We start from the raw sequence: 22637 nt of genomic DNA, 5'->3' as shown, positions 1-22637 counted from the left end.
CGTAAAAGTTTAAACAGCCGCCCGAAGTACTGGGCGGCGAACTACAGATTTAAAGTTTACAAGCGCCGCCTTCACAGCCACCCATGTCATCGTGCTGATCTTTAGCACCGTCACGAGTGTTGTGGTAGTAAAGTGTCTTAACACCGTACTTGTATGCGGTTAGAAGATCTTTCAACAACTGCTTCATTGGCACCTTCTCACCTGGGAACTTAGCCGGGTCATAGTTAGTGTTTGCAGAGATTGATTGGTCTACGAATTTCTGCATGATGCCGACCAACTGTAGGTAGCCTTCGTTGTCTGGGATTGACCACAAGAGTTCGTAGTTATCTTTCAGCTCTAGGTACTCAGGTACGATCTGTTTCATCACACCATCTTTACTCGACTTAACCGAAACATAACCACGTGGTGGTTCGATGCCGTTGGTTGAGTTCGTAATCTGCGAAGAGGTCTCACAGGGCATCAACGCCGTAAGGGTGCTGTTACGAAGACCAAATTCACGGATATCTTCGCGAAGTGTCTCCCAGAAGTAGTTCAATGGCTCTTCGCAGAAGGTATCAACTTCACGCTTGTAGGTGTCGATTGGCAGAATACCCTGAGCGTAGGTGGTCTCGTTGAATTTAGGACAGGCACCGAGCTCTTTTGCCAAGTTGTTTGATGCCTTCAACAGGAAGTACTGAATCGCTTCAAAGGTACGGTGTACTAGGCCATTAGCACTGCCATCGGAGTAACGAACAGAGTTCTTAGCTAGGTAGTAAGCCATGTTGGTGACACCGACACCCAGAGTACGACGACCCATGGTTGCAGTGTATGCAGCTGGAACAGGGTAATCCTGGTAGTCCAACAGACTGTCTAGTGCACGAACAATCAACTCTGACAGCTCTTCAAGCTCATCTAAGTTCTCTAGTGCGCCAAGGTTGAATGCTGACAGTGTACAGAGAGCAATCTCACCGTCCGGATCATTCACCTCTTTCAAAGGCTTAGTTGGCAGCGCAATCTCAAGACAGAGGTTAGACTGCTTAACCGGCGCCACAGTAGGATCGAACGGACTGTGCGTATTACAGTGGTCCACGTTCTGAATGTAGATACGGCCAGTCGATGCACGCTCGGATGCAAGAATACCAAACAGCTCTACCGCTTTGATCGTCTGTTTGCGGATATTTGGATCCTGTTCGTACTGCTCATAGAGACGCTCAAACTCATCTTGGTCAGCAAAGAACGCATCGTACAAGCCAGGCACTTCGTGTGGGCTGAACAAGGTGATGTTGCCGCCTTTGATCAAACGCTGGTACATCATTCGGTTGATCTGAACACCGTAATCTAGGTGACGCACACGGTTCTCTTCGACACCACGGTTGTTCTTAAGAACTAATAGTGACTCCACTTCCAAGTGCCAGATTGGGTAGAACAGAGTCGCTGCGCCCCCACGCACACCGCCTTGAGAACAGCTCTTAACCGCTGTTTGGAAGTGTTTGTAGAATGGGATACAACCGGTATGGAAAGCTTCACCCTGACGGATTGGGCTACCTAGGGCACGGATACTACCGGCGTTGATACCGATACCCGCTCGCTGTGATACGTATTTAACGATCGAAGAGGCTGTCGCGTTGATCGAATCCAGACTGTCACCCGTTTCAATCAATACACAAGAGCTGAACTGACGAGTCGGTGTACGAACGCCCGCCATAATCGGCGTCGGTAGCGACAGTTTAAACAGAGAACAGGCATCGTAGAAACGTTTCACATAACCCAAACGTGTCTCTTGTGGGTATTTAGAGAAGAGACAAGCAGCTACCAACATATAGAGCTGCTGCGGGCTCTCGTAAATCTTACCCGTAACACGGTTTTGTAGAAGGTATTTACCCTCTAGTTGCTTAACGGCCGCGTAGCTGAAGTTCATGTCGCGATCATGAGCAAGGTAGTCGTTCAGCTCATTGAATTCCGCTTCAGTGTAGTCTTCTAAAAGGTGCTTATCGTAACGACCGTCATTCACCATAGCTTGGACATGGGCAAACAAGTGGGGTGGTTCGAATTCACCGAAAGCTTTCTTGCGTAAGTGGAAGATCGCAAGGCGCGCAGCAAGGTATTGGTAATCAGGTGCCTCTTCTGAAATAAGATCGGCAGCCGCTTTGATTAGGGTCTCATGGATGTCTGATGTTGAGATACCCTCAAAGAATTGCATGTTGGCACTCAGCTCTACTTGAGAGACAGATACAGTCTTTAGACCGGTTGCAGCCCAAGTTACAACTTTGTGGATCTTCTCTAGATCCAGTGACTCTTGGCTACCATCGCGTTTTGTGACCTTTAAACCCTGTTGCATAACGACATTCCACTTCTTAGTCGGTGTTATTACTCGTGCTGCCTGAGGGTGCTGATCGCTACTTCACACAACACTGTATCTTGTGGTTGTCTATCTAACATAAATCACTATATATAGTTATTCGACAAACAACAGACACTAAATATAGTGATCTAAACGAACTTTGCAATAGCAAATATGCGTCAAAAATTTCTTGACTTATTGGGCAAGGGGCGAAGAATCAGCTGTGGTGCGGGCTAGAAGAAAATAGATAATTTCGTCACATTTATATGACATTTTTATGTAACAAAATGGGTTGTTATATAAGCGGTGATTAGCGGGTGTGAATCGGCACTCTTAGCGTGAAAGTTGTGCCCTTATTTGGTGCGGAATCAACCAAAAGCTCACCCTGATGGTGGCTAATAATGCCATAGGATATGGATAGACCCAGCCCCGTACCTTTACCAATATCCTTTGTTGTGTAGAAGGGTTCAAAAATACGTTGCTGTATCTCTTTGGTCATCCCTTTACCGTTATCGGCTATAGATATCTCAACCCAGCCTTGGTTCTCTTTGGACGAAATCTCTAGGGTTGGTTCACGCTGCCCCTCAAGCGCTTGTGCTGCATTGACAAGAATATTTAAAAGGACCTGATTGATCTCACCGGGGTTACAGAGCACTGGGGGAATCTCTTCAAGAGAGAGGTTGACCCGCGTGTTGGCACTGATCTGGTTGTTTATCAATTTAAGGGTACTTCGAATCCCCTCATTAAGATCGGCTTCTGTTCTAACCTGAGCATCCATTCGAGCAAAGCTTCTTAAGTTGCGAACAATCTCCTTCACCCTCTGGACACCGTCATTGGTATCAGAAACCAACTCATCTAATTCATCGGTGAAATATTCAAGATCTTCCTCTTCAAGGAACTTGAACACACGCTCAGCAAACGCAGCTCGTTCAGATTCATCTACCGCTAGAGACTCGATCAATAGAGGATAGAGTTTAGCAATGGCGTCACTGTGCTGACCCAAGGTGTCTACATTAGAGTGAACAAACGACAGCGGGTTGTTAATCTCGTGTGCCACGCCAGAGACAAGCGTACCAAGCGTAGCCAACTTCTCAGATCGAATCAGTGCATCTTGCTGCGCTTTTAACTGAACCAAAGAGGCTTCGAGCTCCTGGTTTTTTAGAAACAGCTCACGCGAACGAGTCTCCAGCACATCCTCTGCTGCAAGGCGCGCTTTACGTTCTCGTTCATACGCTTGTTTGTATAGCTCTAACTCTTCAGACATTCACTTTACTTATGCTGAGTTCGCAGTGGTCAGCCTCTCTGTGCATACAGATATGGTGCTCAATCTTGATAGGGGTTTGATAGTAAGTGGCCGCCCCCTGGATTAACCCCTCTGCCAAAATACAGAGTTTTCGCGGCGAACGATAGTTCATTACCAATCGATTGTTGTCACCATTGGCGCAATCAATTGTCGGAAGGTTAGCCTCTGTGTAGAGTTTTTGTACCTCTAAGTGAATCACCGGCTCGATACTTTTCAAGAAACCAAACAGATCGCCCTCAGCTTCAACAAACATAGGGTAACGTTCAGCCAGCTTAGCAAACATGAAATCACCAAAACTGCGAATCACATCCTCTAGGGGAATATCGAGCGCCTGTTGGACTTCATGAACAATCTTAAAGAGTTCGGCATCTTCATAGGTATCGACTGAAATATAGCTACCCGCAACGCCGGCCCTGTTAAGAAGCTGTTGCCAGAGAACAACACCGCCCTTTTCCACCACCATATCCTCAAGGATATTAAACACTACACCTTTCATTAACGATTTCTCTCTAAGCCCTATATGACAATTAGGTAATTAATGAGTTCAGTGTAGAACAGTTTTGAAAAGTTGCTAGCTAATCTCAGATTTATCTTAAGACCAGATAAAACATTGAGCGGCCACGCTGAAGTTGAATCAATAACTGATTGGCACTGCCAGAGAGTTCACGCTGTAGATCCTCTAGGGATCGAACCGAGCGTCGATTGATAGAGACAACAAGATCGCCAGCGACCAACCCTGCCCGAGCGGCCCGGCTTCCCTGTTCAACACCTTTGACCTGAACCCCTCTGCCACTGGTCACTGGCTCAAAGACGGCACCAGAGAGTAACGGATGAAGAGCCCCCTGTTCTGGATCAGATTTAGGTTGTTGATAGGCGACTATCAACTTGGCGGATCGCGGCTCAGCATTGCGCAGTAGTTCCAGCTTTAGTTTATCCCCTTCTCCTGCAAATGCAACGGCGTTAAGAATGGTAGCCGCTGAGATCAGTGCTCTACCATCCAGTGCGGTAATGATGTCGCCGACTTGAAGACCGGCACGATCAGCAGGAGAGCTCTTAATCACCTCGGAAACGATCACACCGTTTTGCTGATCATCCAGCCCAAACGCCTGACGTAAATCAGCGGTTAGCGGTTGTACCGAAAGCCCTGCCCAGCCACGTGTCACGCGACCCTCTTCAATCAATTGATCAGCAACACGTCGTGCCATATTACTGGGGATTGCAAAGCCTATTCCGACGTTTCCTCCGCTTGGCGCAATAATGGCAGTATTAATACCCACCAGGTCTCCATTCAAATCGACGAGAGCACCACCGGAGTTGCCGGGGTTGATAGAGGCATCGGTCTGAATGAAGTTTTCATACCCCTCGATACCCAAACCTGAACGCCCTAACGCACTGACAACACCCGTTGTGATGGTCTGCCCAAGCCCAAAGGGGTTACCGATCGCCACAACAAAATCACCGACTCTGAGTGACGAGGAGTCGCGGATCGATAATTCACTCAATCCCGTGGCATCGATATCCAATACCGCAATGTCCACTTCAGGGTCGGCCCCAATCAAACGGGCTTTAAAACTGCGCCCATCGGTAAGACCAATCTGAACCTCGTCAGCCCCTTTAATGACGTGATAGTTGGTAATGATCGTACCCTGCTCGGCATCGACAATCACACCAGAGCCGGCACTGTTCTGACTGCGTCGCTGTTGCGGAAAGGCATCTCTGGGAATGTTGAAAAAGCGTTGAAAAAAGGGATCGTTCAACAGTGGATTGACGATTTGTCGGGTCGAGAAGGTCGAGATGTTGACGACCGCTGGATTCACCCTCTCCAACATAGGAGCAATAGAGGGTAAAGATTGCCCCTGCGAGTCACTGACCGGCAAGCCAGCCTGACTCACTGAGCTTATCAATAGAGAAAAAAACCAAACAACCGCAATCCGCATAACAGACACCTTTAATCGATATAGTTAATTAATAGGAGCAGATCCATGTTAATTCAAGCTGAAGGTGACGGATTAAAGGGGTCAGACCCCGTTTTAGCTCACTGTTGGAGCGGTCTTGAAAAGGCCGCGATCGGAAGAAAATCGCCTCATCTTCGATAAGGCTCCAACCGTTTAAAACCGATCAATCCCTGAAGCGATTCTTAGCGCTTTTACGCGTGCGGGTTTGGCAGCACCTGCAATACCTAGCATTAGATTGCGTACCAATTTGAGGGGCTTTTTCTGATTACTGAAAAGGCGATAGAAGAGATCCATTGATTGCATCATCAATAGATTAGCGTTGCGGCGTTTCTGTTCGTAGCGTTTAAGTACATCAACTGAGCTGATCGACTCATTTCGCGATAGTGCGTCATGAATGACCTCAGAGAAAGCGGCCACATCCTGAAACCCGAGATTAACCCCCTGACCGGCTAATGGATTGATCTGGTGTGCAGCATCCCCCAGAAGAGCAACGCCCTCGTCCACATAGCGCTGGGCATGTAACCTGCGAAGCGGAAAACTGGCTCTTGCTTGAATCGATTTGATACCGCCTAATCGATTTGGGAAATTGGCTTCGATGGTCGTTTTAAGTTGATCAAACTCCATCGACATCAACTGCTGTACCCGCTCAGGCGCGTCATACCAAACCAAGGATGCATTTGATCCTGGCAGAGGCAGTAGCGCTCTTGGGCCTGACGGGTGGAACTGCTGCCAAGTGATATCTTGTTGCGGCAATAGCGTCTCAACGTTAATGACCATGGCCATCTGCTCGTAGTCCCACTGATGCGCACCTAATGCAGCAGCATCACGCACCATTGACTGTCCACCATCAGCGGCTATCACCAGAGGAATCATTAACGACTTACCCGAATCGAGTTCAATGATGGTCGATGCCGCCGAGTAGTCGATCCGCTCAACCCCGTCAGTGATTAAACTGATATTACTCTGGCCACTCAATTGATCTAATAACGCCCGTTGAACCAGGCGATTCTCAACTATGTAGCCCAGCTCGGACATTGAGATCTCTTGGGCAGAGAATTCTGTTGCTAAATTACGTGCTGCTTGACCTGCTAGACCTGGCGCATCTTCATCCATCTCCCAAACGCGCATGCGTTGATAGGGACAAGCTCGCCAAGAGAGAATGGGCTGCCAAGCACCTAATTGATCCAACAGATCGATAGAGGCAGGACTTAAAGCAGAGACGCGCAAGTCCATAGGTTGATCAGCGCTGAAGGCCTCAGGCAGAGAGCGCTCTAGTAGAGCGATATTAAGTTGGGTATCGGCTAGAGACAGAGCCACCGCAGCACCGACCATGCCGCCGCCAACGATGACTAGATCAAATCTACCTTCCATCTCTAACCTACCCGATTCGATTAGGCGCTGAGCACCTCAGTACCACCCATGTAAGGTTTCAGTACTTCAGGAACAACTACGGAGCCATCGGCTTGTTGGTAGTTCTCAAGCACAGCGACCAGTGTACGACCGACAGCCAAACCCGAACCGTTGAGTGTGTGAAGCAGTTCTGGTTTACCTGTCTCAGGATTTCTCCAACGAGCTTGCATACGACGCGCTTGGTAGTCGGTCATATTTGAGACAGATGAGATCTCACGATACTTAGCCTGACCCGGTAACCAAACCTCGATGTCATAGGTCTTAGCGGCAGAGAAACCTAGATCACCGCCACACAGATTTACCACACGATATGGCAGGTTCAGTGCTTGCAGAATACCCTCGGCATGCCCACACATTTCTTCTAATGCGTTCCACGAAGTATCTGGCTTAACCATTTGAACCATTTCAACTTTTTCGAACTGGTGTTGGCGAATCATACCGCGTGTATCACGACCTGCTGAACCCGCTTCAGAACGGAAACATGGACTGTGACAGGCGTAAGCCATCGGCAGTGTTGCAGCGTCGACAATCTCATCACGAACTAGGTTAGTCACCGGCACTTCGGCGGTTGGAATCAGGTAGTAGTGACGTTCACCGAACGGCACTTTAAATAGATCTTCCTCAAACTTAGGCAGTTGACCGGTACCTTGCAGAGACTCACTGTTGACCATGAAAGGAACATTGATCTCGGTGTATCCGTTCTTCTCAATATGAGTGTCCAGCATAAACTGCGCCAGCGCTCGGTGCAGACGTGCTAGAGGCCCTTTGATCACCGCAAAACGAGAGCCCGTTAACTTAGCAGCTACTTCAAAATCCAGACCGCCTAAGCCCTCACCTAGAGAGACATGATCTTGAACATCAAAATCGAATGAACCAGGCTCACCCCATACACGCACTTCAACGTTATCATCTTCGCTCTCACCCGCCGGTACAGAGTCATCGGGCAGGTTCGGTGTGCTCAGCAGGATATCATCCAACTTAGCTTGTACTTCGTTTAGTTTCTCTTTGGATTGATCAAGCTTAGCGCCTAGCTCGCCGACTTCAGCCAACAGTGGTGCGATATCTTGCCCCTGTGCTTTTGCTTGGCCGATCGACTTGGAACGGGTGTTACGCTCCTGCTGAAGGTTCTCTGTCTCAACTTGAATCTGTTTACGCTCCTGCTCTAGGGCATTAAATGCCGCTAAAGGGAACTCGTAACCTTTCTTTTTAAGCTGTTCAGCAATAGCCTCTGCGTTCTCACGAACCTGGCGTGGATCTAACATCGATCAAATATCCTTACAAAATTTATAGCAGTCGAGTAAACCAAATGGCAGCAGAAAGTGCTGCGACTGATAATACGACGGACAATAGTACATAAAAGATGGCTGCCGTTACATGACCTTCGTTAATCAAGGTAACAGTTTCCAGCGAAAATGTAGAAAAAGTGGTGAAAGCCCCCAAAAAACCGGTCATTAACAGCGGGCGCATCTCAGGTGGCAATTTAGCTCGCTCCATCACCAAAACAAACAGCACCCCCATTAACAACGAACCAACAACGTTAGCCGTTAGGGTACCTACCGGTAACTTTTGATCAGCACTGTTGAGCCAACCACTCAACCAATAACGAGCCATCGCCCCCAGAGCACCCCCTAAAGCAACACTTAATAGATGGACCATCAACTACTCTCCTTAGGGTAACGCTTAGTCGGACTGGCTTGATCAGCCGCTTGTAAGCGGCGCATCTTCTCACTCAGTTTAATCTCTAAACCACGCTCTTCAGGATGATAGTAGGAGCGATCTGCTATCTCCTGTGGCAGGTAGGATTCACCAGCTGCATAGGCGTTGGGTTCATTGTGAGCGTAGCGATACCCTTCACCAAATCCCTGCTCTTTCATTAACCGGGTCGGCGCGTTACGCAAGTGCTCTGGAACCTCGTAACTTGGATCTTTAGCCACATCAGCCAAGCACTGATTAAACGCCTGATAGACAGCATTACTCTTAGGCGCCAACGCACAGTAGATAGCGGCCTGAGCAATGGCTCGCTCACCCTCGGCAGGGCCGACTCGCTCAAAGGCATCCCAAGCACTCAACACCACCTGCATCGCCCTGGGATCGGCATTACCGATATCCTCTGAGGCGATGGCGACTAAGCGGCGCGCAATGTAGAGAGGATCGCAACCCGCATCCAACATACGACAGTACCAGTAGAGCGCACCATCTGAACTGGAGCCCCTCACCGACTTGTGAAAGGCTGAAATCTGGTCATAAAAGAGATCACCGCCCTTATCATAGCGGCGCACACCAGCAGCGAGCACATCAGATAGCGCGGCGATCGACACGTACTCTTTACCCTCGACGGGTTCAGAGAGGTCCGCAGCGATTTCAAGCAGATTTAACGCGCGACGTGCATCACCATCAGCCGCCTGAGCCAGCGCTGTCAAAGCCCCTTCCTCAAAAATTAGATCACGATCTGCAAGGCCTCTTGGGCTACTGAGGGTCTGTTCTAGTAACGCCTCTAAAGTCTCTGCCGTTAACGCTTTTAACGGATAGACACGGGCGCGCGACAGCAAGGCATTATTCAATTCAAACGAGGGGTTTTCAGTTGTGGCGCCAATAAAGATCAGCGTCCCCTCCTCAACATAGGGGAGGAAAGCATCCTGCTGAGATTTATTGAAACGATGAACCTCATCAACAAAGAGGATCGACTGACGACCACTCTGCTGACGTATCATCTTGGCCCGCTCAACCGCTGCACGGACCTCTTTGACGCCATCCATAACAGCAGAGATAGAGATAAACTCAGCGTCTACATAGTGTGCAATCAGTCTGGCTAACGTCGTTTTGCCAACACCTGGCGGCCCCCACAGAATCAGCGAGTGGATTGACCCCTGTTCGAGTTGGCGACGCAACGCCTTGCCCTCAGAAAAGAGGTGCTCTTGCCCTCGATACTCTTCTAGGGACCTTGGGCGCATGCGAGACGCTAACGGCTCATAAGCCGTTACTGGAGCGTCTTCGAATAGATCACTCATCCGTTTTGATCCATCAGGATCACATCAACCGATGTGGGGGGCACAAAACGAAACATCGTCTGATCAAAAGCAGCCGGAAAACTCTGTTCACTCAACATAATGAGGGAACGCTGACCTAGCCCATCTTGTATCAACAGTTCGGCAAGTAGATCACCACTAAAGAGTAGGCGCAGGGATTGGAACTCCGCACTCCCTTCCTCTTTTGGCGTTAACTCGAACAGACTGTTTCCGGCGCCGGCCTCAATCTGCTGAACATTAAAATAGCAATTCAACTGTTCAACATCACCACCCAATACGCGAGCCGGGGTCATCACTTCGCCCTCGCCCAATGGGCGTTGAGTCGCCTGTTCTAAATCCGGATCATAGACCCACAACCATTGGCCATCACTGATGATGGTTTGTGGAAAGGGGCTCTCTGTCTCCCAACGAAAACGATCAACCCCTTCAATCCACAAGCGGCCAGAAGCATTTTCAGACTTTAAATTATCATCACCTAGGGTGTACTGCTGAAACGCAGCAGAGAGCCTAGCGTGGGACTGAAGCAGTGCTGATAACTGATCAGCCGTTTCGGCCCAGGCCATCATCGGCAGCGACAATAGAAGGAGCAGTGCGGTTTTAGTGAATCTCAACATCTCGTTAATCCCTTGGACCTGCCGGTGCCATAACCTCTCGCTGACCGTTCGATCCTGGTGGCGAGACAACACCGGCCGCCTCCATCGTTTCGATCATTCTAGCTGCACGGTTGTAACCAATTTTTAGCTTGCGCTGTACGGACGATATAGACGCTTTACGAGTTTCTAAGACAAACGCGACCGCCTCGTCATAGAGTGGGTCGGCTTCATCATCAAATAGGCCACCGCCACCGCCAGCTGCAGCGCCACCCTCTGCCTCACCGTTTAGGATAGCATCGATAAAATCAGGTTCACCCAGAGCCTTCCAAGCTTCAACCACACGGTGTACCTCATCATCACTTACAAACGCACCGTGAACACGATTTGGCACACTGGTACCGGCAGGCAGGTAGAGCATATCGCCGTTACCCAACAGGTTCTCAGCACCCGACTGATCGAGAATGGTTCTAGAGTCAATTTTAGAGGAGACCTGAAAACCTATGCGAGTCGGGACGTTGGCTTTAATCAAGCCGGTAATAACATCAACCGATGGACGCTGGGTTGCAAGAATCAAGTGAATACCAGCAGCACGGGCTTTTTGTGCAATACGTGCAATCAACTCTTCCACTTTTTTACCGACAATCATCATCATGTCGGCGAACTCATCGATCACCACCACAATGTAAGGGAGTGTCTGCAGTTCCGGCGCAGGGTCTGTCGGTGAAAGCCCCTGCTCCATCGGATTCCATAGCGGATCCCTCAAAGGCTGACCGGCAGCGGCCGCTTCACGAACCTTATCATTGAACCCGGCTATGTTTCGCACACCCACTTTCGCCATTAGACGGTAACGATCTTCCATCTCTGCCACACACCAACGTAGACCACCGGCCGCCTCTTTCATATCGGTAATCACCGGTGTTAACAGATGTGGAATGCCATCATAGATAGAGAGTTCAAGCATCTTAGGATCGACCAGCATTAAACGCAGCTCTTCGGGTGTCGCCTTATAGAGCAGACTCAGAAGCATAGCGTTTACGCCGACCGACTTACCGGAACCGGTTGTACCTGCTACGAGCAAGTGAGGCATTTTGGCAAGGTTGGCTACAACAGGATTGCCGGCGATGTCATTACCCAGCGCCAGCGTCAATTTAGAGGCTGCACCCAGATAGGGTTTAGAGTTAAGCACCTCAGAGAGACGCACCATCTGACGAGAGTGATTAGGTATCTCAATACCCATCACCGACTTACCGGGAATCACTTCAACGACACGCACGGCACTGACGGCCATTGAACGTGCCAAATCTTTGGCCAGATTTGAAATTTTGCTGGCTTTAACACCAGGAGCTGGTTGAATCTCAAAGCGAGTGATCACTGGCCCGGGATTGACCTCAACCACTTCAGCGACGACACCAAAGTCATTCAACTTCTGCTCAAGAAGACGAGAGAGATGCTCCACCTCCTCTTCCGTATAGCCCTGATCGGTCTGTATCTCTGGTGGATCGAGCAGATCAAGACTCGGAATTTTCACCTTAGGCTTCACAGCGGCTTTGGGTTTCACCGGCTCAGCATCATCATCGCTGTCTAAGGGTTTATGAGTCTCAGAGAGCGGCACGATTTTCGGTGTTCGCTTCTCAGTATCCTCGCGGTTAGCATCGTCAAAAACCGATTTTGACGCAGGCTTAACCTCTGCACTGTCTGACTTAGCCTCAGAACCCTCAGGCAGATCATCCATGGTCTTGATCTCAAGCGGTTTAGATCGCGAAGAGTCAAACGAAGGCTCTCCGAAATCGACCACCGGGAGGGATTCCATGCTACCTGGCTCAACGTCAAAATCAGGCTCTACCCGTTGCATCGCAGCTCTTTTTGCAACACGAACTTCCATAGGGCGCTCAGAGACTGTAGCTTTTTGAGTCTCCTCTTCACTCTTCGCAAAAAGACTCTGCCAGAGCGTCTCTAACCCACCACCGATAGAATCCAATACCTGACGCCAGCTTGAGTCAACATAGAGTGTTAGGCCGATTAACAGAGCAATCCACAATACGACGGTGGCACCGGCTACATTCAACCAACGAACCGCAAAATCACCCAGCGCTTGACCGGAAATCCCACCTGCGGAGAAAGGTAACCCAAGATCCGCATTGCTAATGTGAATTGAGGCTAGACAAGAGGCCGAAAGAACAAATAACAGCGCACCCAGGGTTCGCATTACCACAAAGGGCAACATATCTAGAGTGCCAATGTAGCGACGACGCAACCAACGGTAGGCAGGGACAACCAAAATAAAGGGAATGACAAACGCAACTACCCCAAACCAGGAGACCGAGTAGTCTGCGATCCAGGCACCGAACCAGCCGGCCCAGTTGCTAATTTCTGATTGATACCCTTGATGTGACCAACCCGAATCACGCGTGTCGTAACTGATCAAACTCAGCATAAAGAGCAGGTTTAAACCGATCAGTAACACCAGCAAGGTTTCGCGAACCACACGGTTCAACTGGGTGGTTAGCGTCAATGTTGACAGCGATTGATTACTACTCAAAAAAATACCCTTAATTCAATCAACTTTATGCTGTGGGAAAATACCATAAAGTGGTAGGTTAGGTCTTGTGATTGAAAAAAAGGGATTCACCCCCATAAACCCTTTAGACCCATTTTTATGACATCTTATTTGGAAACATTTCTATGATTGACGTTAAACACCACAGTCTTATCATTCTTGGTTCTGGCCCTGCCGGATACACTGCTGCTGTCTACGCAGCTCGCGCCAACCTAAATCCGGTTGTTATCACGGGCATGCAAGCGGGCGGCCAGCTAACCACAACCACCGATGTCGACAACTGGCCAGGTGATGCTGAGGGTGTTCAAGGTCCTGAATTGATGCAGCGTATGCAGGCGCATGCCGAACGCTTCAACACAGAAATCATCTACGACCACATCAATAAAGCTGAATTGACGGAGCGTCCATTCCGTCTAACCGGTGACACTGGCGTCTACACTTGTGATGCTCTGATCATTGCAACCGGCGCCTCCGCTCAATACCTCGGTTTGGACTCTGAAGAGGCGTTTAAAGGCAAAGGGGTAAGCGCCTGTGCAACCTGTGACGGTTTCTTCTACCGCAATCAAAAGGTAGTCGTTGTGGGTGGTGGTAACACGGCCGTGGAAGAGGCACTCTACCTCTCGAACATTGCAAAAGAGGTGGTCCTTGTTCACCGCCGCGATACCTTGCGCTCTGAAAAGATCCTGCAAGATAAGATTTTTGAACGTGCTGAGAATGGCAACATCACTCTGATGTGGAACAACCAGCTCGATGAAGTGCTGGGCGACGATATGGGTGTAACCGGTATTCGCGTGAAAAGTACCGAAACTGGTGAGACTCAAGAGATTGACGCTCAAGGTGTCTTCATTGCAATCGGCCATAAACCCAACACTGAACTCTTTGACGGCCAGCTGGATATGCAACATGGCTACCTTAAAATCAAAACAGGTCTTGAAGGTAACGCCACTCAAACCAGTATTGAAGGGGTATTCGCAGCCGGTGACGTCGCTGACCACTCATACCGTCAAGCGATCACCTCAGCTGGTTTTGGCTGTATGGCAGCACTGGATGCAGAACGCTACCTTGACGATCTAGCTAAGTAATCCAATGATCCCCTGGCTCACTCCGGGAGAGCCCTATTTCCCAGACACCCGCCTCGCACTCGATGACCCAAACGGGTTGTTGGCTGCCGGCGGGGAGCTGAATGCAGCCTGGTTAGCTGCCGCCTACCCACAGGGGATATTCCCTTGGTTTAGCGAAGACGACCCGATTCTATGGTGGTCACCCTCTCCCCGCTGCGTGCTCTACCCAACACAATTCCACGAATCAAAATCGCTTAAAAAGCGCCTCAGAAAAGAGCAATTCACCGTCAGAATCGACTCTCAGTTCGAAGAGGTTATTAGGCAGTGTGCTGCGCCCAGAGGAGAGGATGGCACTTGGATAAGCGAGCAGATTATTTCCGCCTACACCGAGCTACACCACCAAAGGATCGCCCACTCTGTAGAGGTCTACCAAGATGATCAACTTGTCGGTGGTTTATACGGCATTGCGATCGGACGACTCTTTTTTGGCGAGTCGATGTTTTCGCGTGTACCAGACGCGTCTAAACTGGCCACTAAAATTCTTTGTGCAGAATTAGAAAAAGCGAACTATGCTGTAATTGATTGCCAGATCTACAATCCACATCTGGCCTCACTGGGTGCAGTTGAGATCGAACGGACCGAGTTTGAGCAGCTGTTAACACATTGCAAAAGGACTCCTAGCCATAATCCTTGGGCAAAGCGAAATTGGTATCCCGATGTCGAATCTGCAAACGCTTAAGTTTTTTGTCACGCCTGATCATGACTGCAGCTATATAGAGCGAGCGACAGCCAAAACTCTGTTCGTTGACCCACAAGCCCCCCTAGATAAACCGACCTACTCGCAACTGACTCAATATGGCTTCCGACGCAGTGGCACCCACGTTTACCGCCCCCATTGCGATGGCTGTGCTGCCTGTATCTCAGCGCGCATTCCGGTCGATCGTTTTAAACGCTCAAAATCTCAACGTCGCATTTGGAATAAAAACCGAGACATCTTAGTAGAGACGATCGAACCGCGTTTCGATGAAGAGATATACGATCTTTACGCCCGTTACATCAACGCACGCCATGATGACGGTGATATGTACCCACCCTCTCAAGATCAGTTCATCAGTTTTCTGGTGGAGAGCAACCAAAGCACGCAGTTTCACCTGTATCGTGATACTGATGGTGAACTGCTCGCAGTCGCTGTGACCGATCAGCTCGTTGATGGTCTATCAGCGGTCTACAGCTTTTTTAGTCCTGATCATGATCAACGCAGCCTTGGCGTGTTTGCTGTTCTCTGGCAGATGGAGTACCTAAAACAGATTAACCTTCCCTACAACTACTTAGGTTACTGGGTGAAAAACTGTAAAAAGATGGCCTACAAAACACAGTATCAACCCATTGAGATCTTGCTGGATGATGTTTGGGTTGATGCCACGGACGATATGATCAAGTGATTGTCTAGCCGACCAGAGTCTACGACCTAAACTATTTCACTTTTTTAGCAATTTAGTGCAGAATACGCGACCTTCAGGTCAAGTAACGCACAAAAGCGATCAATTCCACGCTAAGCGATACTTGGTAAAGAATTCCAAAGGTAGGTATTAATGGCTAAAGAAGACGCTTTTGAAATGGAAGGAACGGTAATCGATACCCTTCCCAACACGATGTTCCGTGTAGAACTAGAGAATGGTCACGTAGTAATCGCGCACATCTCTGGCAAAATGCGTAAAAACTACATCCGTATCCTTACGGGTGACAAGGTTAAAGTTGAATTGACTCCTTACGATTTGAACAAGGGTCGTATCACTTACCGCGCTCGTTAATTGAGACCTACAAAAAAATGGCCACTATACAGTGGCCATTTTTGTTTCTGTGCTGGTTTCAAGATCGAGTTCACCTTCAGGGTTCACTACAATCTCAACGGATCCGCCCTCTTCCGACAGTTCACCAAACAGGATCTTCTCGGCCAACGGCTTTTTGATCTTCTCTTGAATTAGGCGACGCATTGGACGCGCACCCATCTTCTCATCATAGCCATGCTCGGCCAGCCAATCGCAGGCTTCATCACTGGCATGAATACTGACCTTTTTATCGTCTAGCTGAACCTGTAGCTCCATAAGGAACTTATCAACCACACCACGCACGATCTCTCTCGTCAGCGCTTTGAACTGAACGATAGAGTCCAAACGGTTACGGAATTCAGGTGTAAAGAGTCGTTTAATCGCCTCCATACCGTCACTGCTGTGGTCTTGTTTAGCAAAACCAAAGCTGGCACGTCCCATATCCTCAGCACCGGCATTGGTGGTCATGATCAGAATCACGTTACGGAAATCAGCTTTACGACCGTTGTTGTCGGTCAAGGTACCGTTGTCCATCACCTGCAACAGTAGGTTAAAGACTTCGGGGTGAGCTTTCTCTATCTCATCAAGCAGCACAACAGCGTGCGGTGATTTAGTCACCGCCTCGGTCAACAGACCCCCCTGGTCAAAACCAACGTACCCTGGTGGCGCACCGATCAATCGGGAGACAGTATGACGCTCCATGTATTCCGACATATCAAAACGAATCAGCTCAATACCTAAAATACGAGCCAGTTGCGATGTCACCTCGGTTTTACCCACACCTGTTGGCCCGGCAAATAAGAAGCTACCGACCGGCTTGTTGGGCTCTTTAAGTCCAGCACGTGATAGCTTGATTGCCGCCGACAGGTTATCGATCGCTTCATCCTGACCCAAAACAACCATTTTCAAATTGGTATCAAGCTTAGCCAGTTGTTGCTTGTCAGAAGCTGAAACCGACTTAGGCGGGATTCGAGCGATCTTAGCGACAATCGTCTCGATTTCGGGCACATCAATCGCTTCAACTCGATCCTCTTCAGGAATGAGTCGCTGATAAGCACCCGCCTCATCGATGACATCGATCGCCTTGTCTGGAAGATGCTTCTCATTGATGTAACGATCCGCCATTTCAGCCGCCGACTTCAGGGCAGCATCGGTGTAACGTATCTCGTGATGCTCTTCAAAGCGTGATCGAAGACCTTTCAAAATTTGGTAGGTATCTTCGACACTAGGCTCTAACACGTCCACTTTTTGGAAACGGCGTGCCAAGGCGCGATCTTTCTCAAAAATGCCGCGGAACTCTTGGAAAGTCGTTGATCCAATACAGCGCAACTGACCTGAGCTTAATAGAGGCTTGAGCAGATTACTGGCATCCATAGAGCCACCCGAAGTGGCGCCGGCGCCAATAATGGTGTGAATCTCATCAATGAACAGAATCGCTTCGCGCTGATCTTTGATCTCGTTTAGCAGTGACTTAAGGCGTTTTTCAAAGTCGCCACGATACTTCGTCCCAGCAACCAGCGCACCCAAATCTAAGGAGTAGACCACTGAATTGGCAATCACATCAGGCACTTGCTCTTCAATGATTAGCTTCGCCAAACCCTCTGCAATGGCTGTCTTACCGACACCGGCCTCACCCACTAACAGCGGATTATTCTTGCGACGACGTGACAGAATCTGAACAACACGCTCAACCTCTGAGTCACGCCCCACCAGCGGGTCGATCTGACCAACCGCTGCCTGTTTGTTTAAATTGATCGCATACTTAGAGAGCGCACTCTCCTGTTTCTGCTCATCTTTCGCATCCGCTGCAGCAGACTGCTGCTCATTGTCTGACTCACTGTCCGAAACGCCATGCGATAAAAAGTTCACGACGTCCAACCGCTCTATCCCTTGCATCTTAAGGAAGTAAACAGCTTGGCTCTCTTGCTCACTGAAAATAGCAACCAGAACATTGGCGCCGGTGACCTCGGTCTTGCCCGACGACTGGACATGAAATACCGCGCGCTGAAGGACACGCTGAAAACCAAGTGTTGGCTGGGTTTCGGACGCTTCGACATTATCGGGAAGCTGAGGCGTTGTCTCTTTAAGGAAGTTGTGCAGCTGATTGACCAGTGCAGCAAAGTCAGCCCCGCAGGCAGCCAGTACTTCAAACGCATGACGATTATCGATCAAGGCCAATAACAGATGTTCAACGGTCAAAAACTCGTGACGAGACGTACTGGCTGATTGAAAAGCCTGACTTAGGGTATCTTCTAACTCTCGATTCAACATAGCGAATCTCCTTATGCCTGCTCTACTTCACAGAGTAGCGGATGTTTATTGTCACGTGAATACTGATTAACTTGTGCCGCTTTTGTCTCAGCAACATCTTTAGTATAGACGCCACAGACGCCTTTGCCTTGGGTATGAACGGCCAACATCACTTGAGTGGCTTTCTCTTCGCTCATGTTAAAGAAGCCCATTAACACTTGAACCACAAACTCCATCGGCGTGTAGTCATCGTTCATGAGCAGCACTCGATAGAGCGAGGGTTGCTTCAATTCAGGTTTCGCCTCAGCCGTGGCCAATCCCGGTGGATGCTGTTGATCGTCGTCTTGATCGGACATTTCAGGCTGTGCATGACGCTTTGTAATACTCATTTTCACCAAATTAATCTAAATATAAAAAATTACCGCTTTAGAGTTTATGCATTTTTCGAAAAGCGCTTCATTACCCAGCGCCCGCTAAATACTCTTTAAGTGTAACAAACAGTCAGTGTGTTGAACCCATTACGGATCGTTCATTTAACCAGTTTACGCACTCATGTTACAGATCAGATTGCATAGGAGGATGTCATGCATAGAGGTCAGGTGAAGTGGTTCAACAACGTCAAAGGTTTTGGATTTATTCTGTGTGATCAGTTTGATCAGGAGCTTTTCGTACACTTCAGTGCTATTCAGAAAGAGGGCTATAAAACCCTTAAAGCGGGTCAAGAGGTCGTCTTTGACGCTAAACCCGTCGAGAGCGGCTACCACGCTATCAATATTCAGTTCGACGTAGCCTAAAAGGGCTCATTCTGGGACTTGGGGCTGGCAGACTTATCGCGTACACTGCGCGATAAGTTTTGAGTACTCCTACCCTATGTCTACCCTCTATCTACTGAACAAACCCTTTAATGTCCTACCCACCTTTACCGATGATCAGGGTAGAGACACGCTTGCACAGTTCATTGATATCCCCAAAATCTACGCCGCAGGCCGTTTAGATTACGATTCCGAAGGACTACTGGTCTTAACCAGTGACGGCGAACTGCAGCACCGACTCGCACATCCTAAGTTCAAACTCCCCAAAACCTACTGGGTTCAAGTAGAGGGCAGTATCACTGAACAGGCTTTGGATCAGCTAAGACAAGGGGTAGAGCTAAAAGATGGCTTAACCCGCCCCGCCAAAGCAAACATCATCCAGATCGATGAACCCTGGCCAAGAACACCACCGATTCGTGAGCGCAAAAACATACCAACCAGCTGGATTGAGCTGGTCATCAGTGAAGGGAAAAACCGCCAAGTCAGACGAATGACGGCGGCCGTCGGATTTCCAACCTTACGTTTGATTCGCTATGCCGTGGGTGAGTGGACAATCGATGATTTAGCACCAGGCGAGTGGCGAAAGTTGGACGTTAACCTAGCACCACTGCCTAAAAAGAGAACTCAACCTGCGAATAACAGGCGGACTAGCGGTCGCCCCAGCTCTTCGCGGCCTCGACGTCGCTAGCTTTCTGCTCGACCCAAACCGATCCTTTATCACTCACCTCACGCTTCCAAAACGGCGCGTCACGTTTTAGATAATCCATAATAAAGCTGGCCGCTTCAAATGCAGCATTGCGATGCGCCGAACTCACAGCCACTTGCACAACCTCTTCGGACAGCCCCATAGGACCGACTCGGTGCACAATATAGATACGTTTTAGCGGCCAACGTTCTCGTGCTTGAGTCGCTATATTGGCTAAGGCCTTTTCAGTCATGCCTGGGTAGTGCTCTAGCTCCATGAACTCTAAATCGGCATCCGGCAATTCACGCACCATGCCTGTGAATGAGACCAGTGCCCCCACCCCTTCTGGTGACTCTTTCAACCAAGTCAAACCATCTGAACTGTCAATCGGTTGCGTAACGACTTCAATGCGATCTTGCATTCTGACCTCAAAATTAAGAAACACCGCCTAGAAACGGCTTAAAATCTGATATGATAATCAGCTATTTTATTGCAGATAGTTAAACGATGCACGACTCCAAACCAAACCGCTGGTTTCCACATGCGACCGTCGCAACAATTGTTGAGAAAGAGAATCGCTTTTTACTGGTAGAAGAGATCATCAACGGCGATCAAAAGGTGCTTAACCAGCCAGCTGGCCATGTTGAAAATGGAGAAACTCTGTTTCAAGCAGCACTGCGTGAAACCGAAGAGGAGACCGCATGGAGCGTTGAACTGGATGCCCTACTGGGACTCTATGTCTACCGCGTGCCTGAATTAGATCTCACCTTCCATAGGGTGACTTTTATCGCGAATGCGCTGTCGCATAATCCTGAACAAGCATTGGATGAGGGGATTCTCCAAGCGGTCTGGATGACGCGCGATGAGGTAGCAGAGAACAAGCACCGTTTACGCAGCCACCTGGTACTGGACTGCATCGATGACTATTTGGCAGGCAAACGCTACCCACTTAATTTAATACACGATCAATTAGACTGACTTCATGAGCACAAAATCGATCACCGAGACAAAAGTTATTGTCGGCATGTCTGGCGGCGTGGACTCCTCTGTCTCTGCATACCTTTTAAAAGAACAGGGCTACCAAGTTGAAGGTCTGTTCATGAAAAACTGGGAAGAGGACGACGGTACTGAGTACTGTACCGCTCTTGAGGATCTAGCCGATGCACAAGCGGTGTGCGACAAACTTGAGATCAAGCTTCATACGGCTAACTTTGCTGCAGAGTATTGGGACAACGTCTTCGAACACTTTTTAGAAGAGTACAAAGCGGGTCGCACCCCCAATCCAGATATCCTCTGCAACCGTGAAATCAAATTCAAAGCCTTTCTTGAGTATGCACAACTACTGGGTGCCGACATGATCGCAACTGGTCACTACACACGTCGTCGCCTGCAGGGTGGAAAGGGCGAGCTGTTAAAAGGTCTAGATCCCAACAAGGATCAGAGCTACTTCTTACACCAAGTGGGCCACCAAGAGCTGGCCATGACGCTATTCCCTGTTGGTGAGTTGGAGAAACCTAAGGTTCGTGAGATTGCTGAAAAGCTTGATCTAATTACTGCCAAGAAGAAGGACAGCACGGGTATCTGCTTCATCGGTGAACGTCGCTTTACCGATTTCTTAAAACAGTACATCCCCGCTCAACCAGGCAATATCGTCACACCCACTGGGGATGTCATCGGAAAACACCAGGGCTTAATGTACTACACCCTTGGCCAGCGTCAGGGCCTCGGCATTGGTGGCCTGGCCAACTACTCCGAAGAGCCGTGGTTCGTGGCGGGTAAAGATTTGAACGCTAATGAACTGATCGCAGTGCAAGGCATCGATAATGAGCTGCTCTACAGTGATTGGCTCTATGCGTCCGAGATTTTTTGGATCAACGGTGAAGAGCCTCAGCTACCGATGAGTTGCACCGCAAAAGTCCGTTACCGACAAGCGGATCAAGCCTGCCGCATCGAAAAGCATGAAAAGGGCTACAAGGTCTATTTCGACCAACCTCAACGAGCAGTTACACCGGGACAATCACTAGTTCTCTATCAAGGCGATCTCTGCTTAGGCGGCGGTGTCATTGAACAGAGTTCACGAGATCTGACTTGGGGGGATAGATAGATGTCGAGGGCAAAACAGGAGCAGGCGATCGCAATGGCTGCCATCTTTCAAGCAGCCCACCTCGTCGATCAGATTGCGCGCCAAGGGAGCTGTTCAAGCAGCAGTTTCGAAGTCTCTATCGCGTCACTGTTCGAGATGAACCCAGCTACGACTGAGGATATCTTCGGCGGCCGGCAGCAACTTAAAATCAATCTTAATGACGGCTTTAATTCAATACAGCAAATTATTGATAAAAAAGAGAATGCTTACTCACCAATGGTGATGCGCTACGCACTAAGCCTGATCACATTGGAGCGCAAACTGGCCAAGAACAGCGACTACCTGAATACCATTTCAGAGCGTCTGGATGAGCTTGCAAAAAAAGCGGACTACTTCTGGCTGAACAATCACCGTGATGACGAACCGACCGATGCCAGTCGATTTACTCACAGTTCAGTACTAGCTGGTATTGACGCTCTCTATCAAGAGACGATCAGCAACTTTAATTTCAGAATTCAGGTACAGGGTGACCCACGCAATCTGCAGAACAATGAAAATGCAGCCCGCATACGCGCCCTTCTACTGGCAGGCATTCGAGCGGCTATTCTTTGGAGACAGGTTGGCGGCCAACGCTGGCATCTGATCTTCTTTAGATCGCGCGTCGGTGACGCTCTTCAAGAGCTGAAGCGGAATTAATTAAGGATCGTTGCGAGGTTCTTTTGCGGTTTCAGCTTCGCTGAATTCGCTACTACA

The 22637-nt window shown here is 49.1% G+C and carries 22 protein-coding genes; 9 read left to right on the top strand and 13 right to left on the bottom strand.

Annotated elements, in window-relative coordinates; translation table 11 throughout:
* Positions 1-49 precede the first annotated feature (49 nt).
* The 10 genes from nrdA to XMD564_RS10410 all read right to left on the bottom strand — a co-directional run bounded on the left by nrdA (position 50) and on the right by XMD564_RS10410 (position 13146).
* Positions 50-2317, bottom strand: coding sequence for a class 1a ribonucleoside-diphosphate reductase subunit alpha (nrdA, locus tag XMD564_RS10455; protein WP_173481027.1), 2268 nt, complete (start codon positions 2315-2317; stop codon positions 50-52).
* 313 nt (positions 2318-2630) lie between these two features.
* Positions 2631-3584 carry a sensor histidine kinase gene (locus XMD564_RS10450; protein WP_173508301.1) on the bottom strand — a complete coding sequence of 318 codons (954 nt, stop codon included), beginning with the start codon at positions 3582-3584 and terminating at the stop codon, positions 2631-2633.
* The gene (locus XMD564_RS10445) at positions 3577-4119 is read right to left on the bottom strand and encodes a heme NO-binding domain-containing protein (protein ID WP_173508300.1); all 543 of its coding nucleotides are present in this window, start codon (positions 4117-4119) and stop codon (positions 3577-3579) included. Before XMD564_RS10445 ends, XMD564_RS10450 begins: the two co-directional genes overlap by 8 nt.
* Before the next feature lie 91 nt (positions 4120-4210).
* Positions 4211-5515, bottom strand: coding sequence for a Do family serine endopeptidase (locus tag XMD564_RS10440; protein WP_371740271.1), 1305 nt, complete (start codon positions 5513-5515; stop codon positions 4211-4213).
* 216 nt (positions 5516-5731) lie between these two features.
* On the bottom strand, positions 5732-6949 hold the full coding sequence (locus XMD564_RS10435) for an FAD-dependent monooxygenase (RefSeq protein ID WP_173508298.1): 1218 nt from the start codon (positions 6947-6949) through the stop codon (positions 5732-5734).
* A gap of 20 nt (positions 6950-6969) precedes the next feature.
* The gene (gene serS, locus XMD564_RS10430) at positions 6970-8250 is read right to left on the bottom strand and encodes a serine--tRNA ligase (RefSeq protein WP_173508297.1); all 1281 of its coding nucleotides are present in this window, start codon (positions 8248-8250) and stop codon (positions 6970-6972) included.
* A 22-nt stretch (positions 8251-8272) separates the two neighbouring features.
* Positions 8273-8644, bottom strand: coding sequence for a fluoride efflux transporter CrcB (gene crcB, locus XMD564_RS10425; RefSeq protein WP_173481033.1), 372 nt, complete (start codon positions 8642-8644; stop codon positions 8273-8275).
* Complete coding sequence (locus XMD564_RS10420; protein ID WP_173495491.1) at positions 8644-9996, bottom strand: replication-associated recombination protein A; 1353 nt, start codon at positions 9994-9996, stop codon at positions 8644-8646. The genes crcB and XMD564_RS10420 overlap by 1 nt, the downstream gene beginning before the upstream one ends.
* Entirely contained in the window at positions 9993-10628 is a 636-nt protein-coding gene (gene lolA / locus XMD564_RS10415) for an outer membrane lipoprotein chaperone LolA (protein WP_173508296.1), read from the bottom strand. The genes XMD564_RS10420 and lolA overlap by 4 nt, the downstream gene beginning before the upstream one ends.
* A 4-nt stretch (positions 10629-10632) precedes the next feature.
* Entirely contained in the window at positions 10633-13146 is a 2514-nt protein-coding gene (locus XMD564_RS10410) for a DNA translocase FtsK (RefSeq protein WP_173508295.1), read from the bottom strand.
* A gap of 143 nt (positions 13147-13289) precedes the next feature.
* Here XMD564_RS10410 and trxB point away from each other — a divergent pair, with 143 nt between their 5' ends.
* From trxB to infA, 4 genes are all read left to right on the top strand, one after another.
* Positions 13290-14246 carry a thioredoxin-disulfide reductase gene (trxB, locus tag XMD564_RS10405; RefSeq protein WP_173508294.1) on the top strand — a complete coding sequence of 319 codons (957 nt, stop codon included), beginning with the start codon at positions 13290-13292 and terminating at the stop codon, positions 14244-14246.
* Positions 14247-14250: 4 nt separating this feature from the next.
* The gene (gene aat, locus XMD564_RS10400) at positions 14251-14964 is read left to right on the top strand and encodes a leucyl/phenylalanyl-tRNA--protein transferase (protein ID WP_173508293.1); all 714 of its coding nucleotides are present in this window, start codon (positions 14251-14253) and stop codon (positions 14962-14964) included.
* Positions 14942-15667, top strand: a complete 726-nt coding sequence (locus XMD564_RS10395) for an arginyltransferase (RefSeq protein ID WP_173508292.1) — start codon at positions 14942-14944, stop codon at positions 15665-15667. Before aat ends, XMD564_RS10395 begins: the two co-directional genes overlap by 23 nt.
* A gap of 150 nt (positions 15668-15817) precedes the next feature.
* Positions 15818-16036 (top strand): translation initiation factor IF-1, encoded by a 219-nt coding sequence (infA, locus tag XMD564_RS10390; protein ID WP_169450742.1) that lies wholly within the window; start codon positions 15818-15820, stop codon positions 16034-16036.
* A gap of 24 nt (positions 16037-16060) precedes the next feature.
* Here the strand turns inward: infA and clpA are convergent, their stop codons facing one another.
* Positions 16061-18325, bottom strand: coding sequence for an ATP-dependent Clp protease ATP-binding subunit ClpA (gene clpA / locus XMD564_RS10385; RefSeq protein WP_173508291.1), 2265 nt, complete (start codon positions 18323-18325; stop codon positions 16061-16063).
* An 11-nt stretch (positions 18326-18336) separates the two neighbouring features.
* Positions 18337-18693: an ATP-dependent Clp protease adapter ClpS gene (gene clpS, locus XMD564_RS10380; protein ID WP_217362057.1), complete on the bottom strand. Its 357-nt coding sequence runs from the start codon at positions 18691-18693 to the stop codon at positions 18337-18339.
* A gap of 195 nt (positions 18694-18888) precedes the next feature.
* Here clpS and XMD564_RS10375 point away from each other — a divergent pair, with 195 nt between their 5' ends.
* Both XMD564_RS10375 and XMD564_RS10370 read left to right on the top strand, forming a co-directional pair.
* Positions 18889-19098: a cold shock domain-containing protein gene (locus tag XMD564_RS10375; protein WP_173481041.1), complete on the top strand. Its 210-nt coding sequence runs from the start codon at positions 18889-18891 to the stop codon at positions 19096-19098.
* A 76-nt stretch (positions 19099-19174) separates the two neighbouring features.
* The gene (locus XMD564_RS10370; protein WP_173481042.1) at positions 19175-19804 is read left to right on the top strand and encodes a pseudouridine synthase; all 630 of its coding nucleotides are present in this window, start codon (positions 19175-19177) and stop codon (positions 19802-19804) included.
* Here XMD564_RS10370 and XMD564_RS10365 read toward each other — a convergent pair.
* On the bottom strand, positions 19764-20222 hold the full coding sequence (locus XMD564_RS10365) for a molybdenum cofactor biosynthesis protein MoaE (RefSeq protein WP_173483679.1): 459 nt from the start codon (positions 20220-20222) through the stop codon (positions 19764-19766). The genes XMD564_RS10370 and XMD564_RS10365 overlap by 41 nt on opposite strands.
* 86 nt (positions 20223-20308) lie before the next feature.
* On the opposite strand from XMD564_RS10365, the gene XMD564_RS10360 reads away from it, so the two are divergent.
* The 3 genes from XMD564_RS10360 to hflD are packed head-to-tail and all read left to right on the top strand — an operon-like array spanning position 20309 to position 22580.
* Entirely contained in the window at positions 20309-20779 is a 471-nt protein-coding gene (locus tag XMD564_RS10360) for an NUDIX hydrolase (protein ID WP_173481044.1), read from the top strand.
* Positions 20780-20783: 4 nt separating this feature from the next.
* Positions 20784-21905 (top strand): tRNA 2-thiouridine(34) synthase MnmA, encoded by a 1122-nt coding sequence (mnmA, locus tag XMD564_RS10355; RefSeq protein WP_173483678.1) that lies wholly within the window; start codon positions 20784-20786, stop codon positions 21903-21905.
* Positions 21906-22580 carry a high frequency lysogenization protein HflD gene (gene hflD / locus XMD564_RS10350; protein ID WP_173494478.1) on the top strand — a complete coding sequence of 225 codons (675 nt, stop codon included), beginning with the start codon at positions 21906-21908 and terminating at the stop codon, positions 22578-22580. It abuts the gene before it with no gap.
* Positions 22581-22637 lie beyond the last annotated feature (57 nt).

It is taken from the genome of Marinobacterium sp. xm-d-564 (assembly GCF_013283345.1).
Classification (GTDB): domain Bacteria; phylum Pseudomonadota; class Gammaproteobacteria; order Pseudomonadales; family Balneatricaceae; genus Marinobacterium_E.
This window is presented reverse-complemented; position numbering and strand designations above follow the sequence as displayed.

Excerpts from the sequence above, each read along its gene's own strand:
- XMD564_RS10420 (WP_173495491.1), bottom strand. The coding sequence starts at position 9,996 with ATGAGTGATCTATTCGAAGACGCTCCAGTAACGGCTTATGAGCCGTTA.
- crcB (WP_173481033.1), bottom strand. The coding sequence starts at position 8,644 with ATGGTCCATCTATTAAGTGTTGCTTTAGGGGGTGCTCTGGGGGCGATG.
- XMD564_RS10435 (WP_173508298.1), bottom strand. The coding sequence starts at position 6,949 with ATGGAAGGTAGATTTGATCTAGTCATCGTTGGCGGCGGCATGGTCGGT.
- XMD564_RS10450 (WP_173508301.1), bottom strand. The coding sequence starts at position 3,584 with ATGTCTGAAGAGTTAGAGCTATACAAACAAGCGTATGAACGAGAACGT.
- clpS (WP_217362057.1), bottom strand. The coding sequence starts at position 18,693 with ATGAGTATTACAAAGCGTCATGCACAGCCTGAAATGTCCGATCAAGAC.
- XMD564_RS10375 (WP_173481041.1), top strand. The coding sequence starts at position 18,889 with ATGCATAGAGGTCAGGTGAAGTGGTTCAACAACGTCAAAGGTTTTGGA.
- trxB (WP_173508294.1), top strand. The coding sequence starts at position 13,290 with ATGATTGACGTTAAACACCACAGTCTTATCATTCTTGGTTCTGGCCCT.
- serS (WP_173508297.1), bottom strand. The coding sequence starts at position 8,250 with ATGTTAGATCCACGCCAGGTTCGTGAGAACGCAGAGGCTATTGCTGAA.
- hflD (WP_173494478.1), top strand. The coding sequence starts at position 21,906 with ATGTCGAGGGCAAAACAGGAGCAGGCGATCGCAATGGCTGCCATCTTT.
- lolA (WP_173508296.1), bottom strand. The coding sequence starts at position 10,628 with ATGTTGAGATTCACTAAAACCGCACTGCTCCTTCTATTGTCGCTGCCG.
- XMD564_RS10370 (WP_173481042.1), top strand. The coding sequence starts at position 19,175 with ATGTCTACCCTCTATCTACTGAACAAACCCTTTAATGTCCTACCCACC.
- XMD564_RS10395 (WP_173508292.1), top strand. The coding sequence starts at position 14,942 with ATGTCGAATCTGCAAACGCTTAAGTTTTTTGTCACGCCTGATCATGAC.
- XMD564_RS10445 (WP_173508300.1), bottom strand. The coding sequence starts at position 4,119 with ATGAAAGGTGTAGTGTTTAATATCCTTGAGGATATGGTGGTGGAAAAG.
- aat (WP_173508293.1), top strand. The coding sequence starts at position 14,251 with ATGATCCCCTGGCTCACTCCGGGAGAGCCCTATTTCCCAGACACCCGC.
- XMD564_RS10365 (WP_173483679.1), bottom strand. The coding sequence starts at position 20,222 with ATGCAAGATCGCATTGAAGTCGTTACGCAACCGATTGACAGTTCAGAT.
- XMD564_RS10360 (WP_173481044.1), top strand. The coding sequence starts at position 20,309 with ATGCACGACTCCAAACCAAACCGCTGGTTTCCACATGCGACCGTCGCA.
- nrdA (WP_173481027.1), bottom strand. The coding sequence starts at position 2,317 with ATGCAACAGGGTTTAAAGGTCACAAAACGCGATGGTAGCCAAGAGTCA.
- clpA (WP_173508291.1), bottom strand. The coding sequence starts at position 18,325 with ATGTTGAATCGAGAGTTAGAAGATACCCTAAGTCAGGCTTTTCAATCA.
- mnmA (WP_173483678.1), top strand. The coding sequence starts at position 20,784 with ATGAGCACAAAATCGATCACCGAGACAAAAGTTATTGTCGGCATGTCT.
- infA (WP_169450742.1), top strand. The coding sequence starts at position 15,818 with ATGGCTAAAGAAGACGCTTTTGAAATGGAAGGAACGGTAATCGATACC.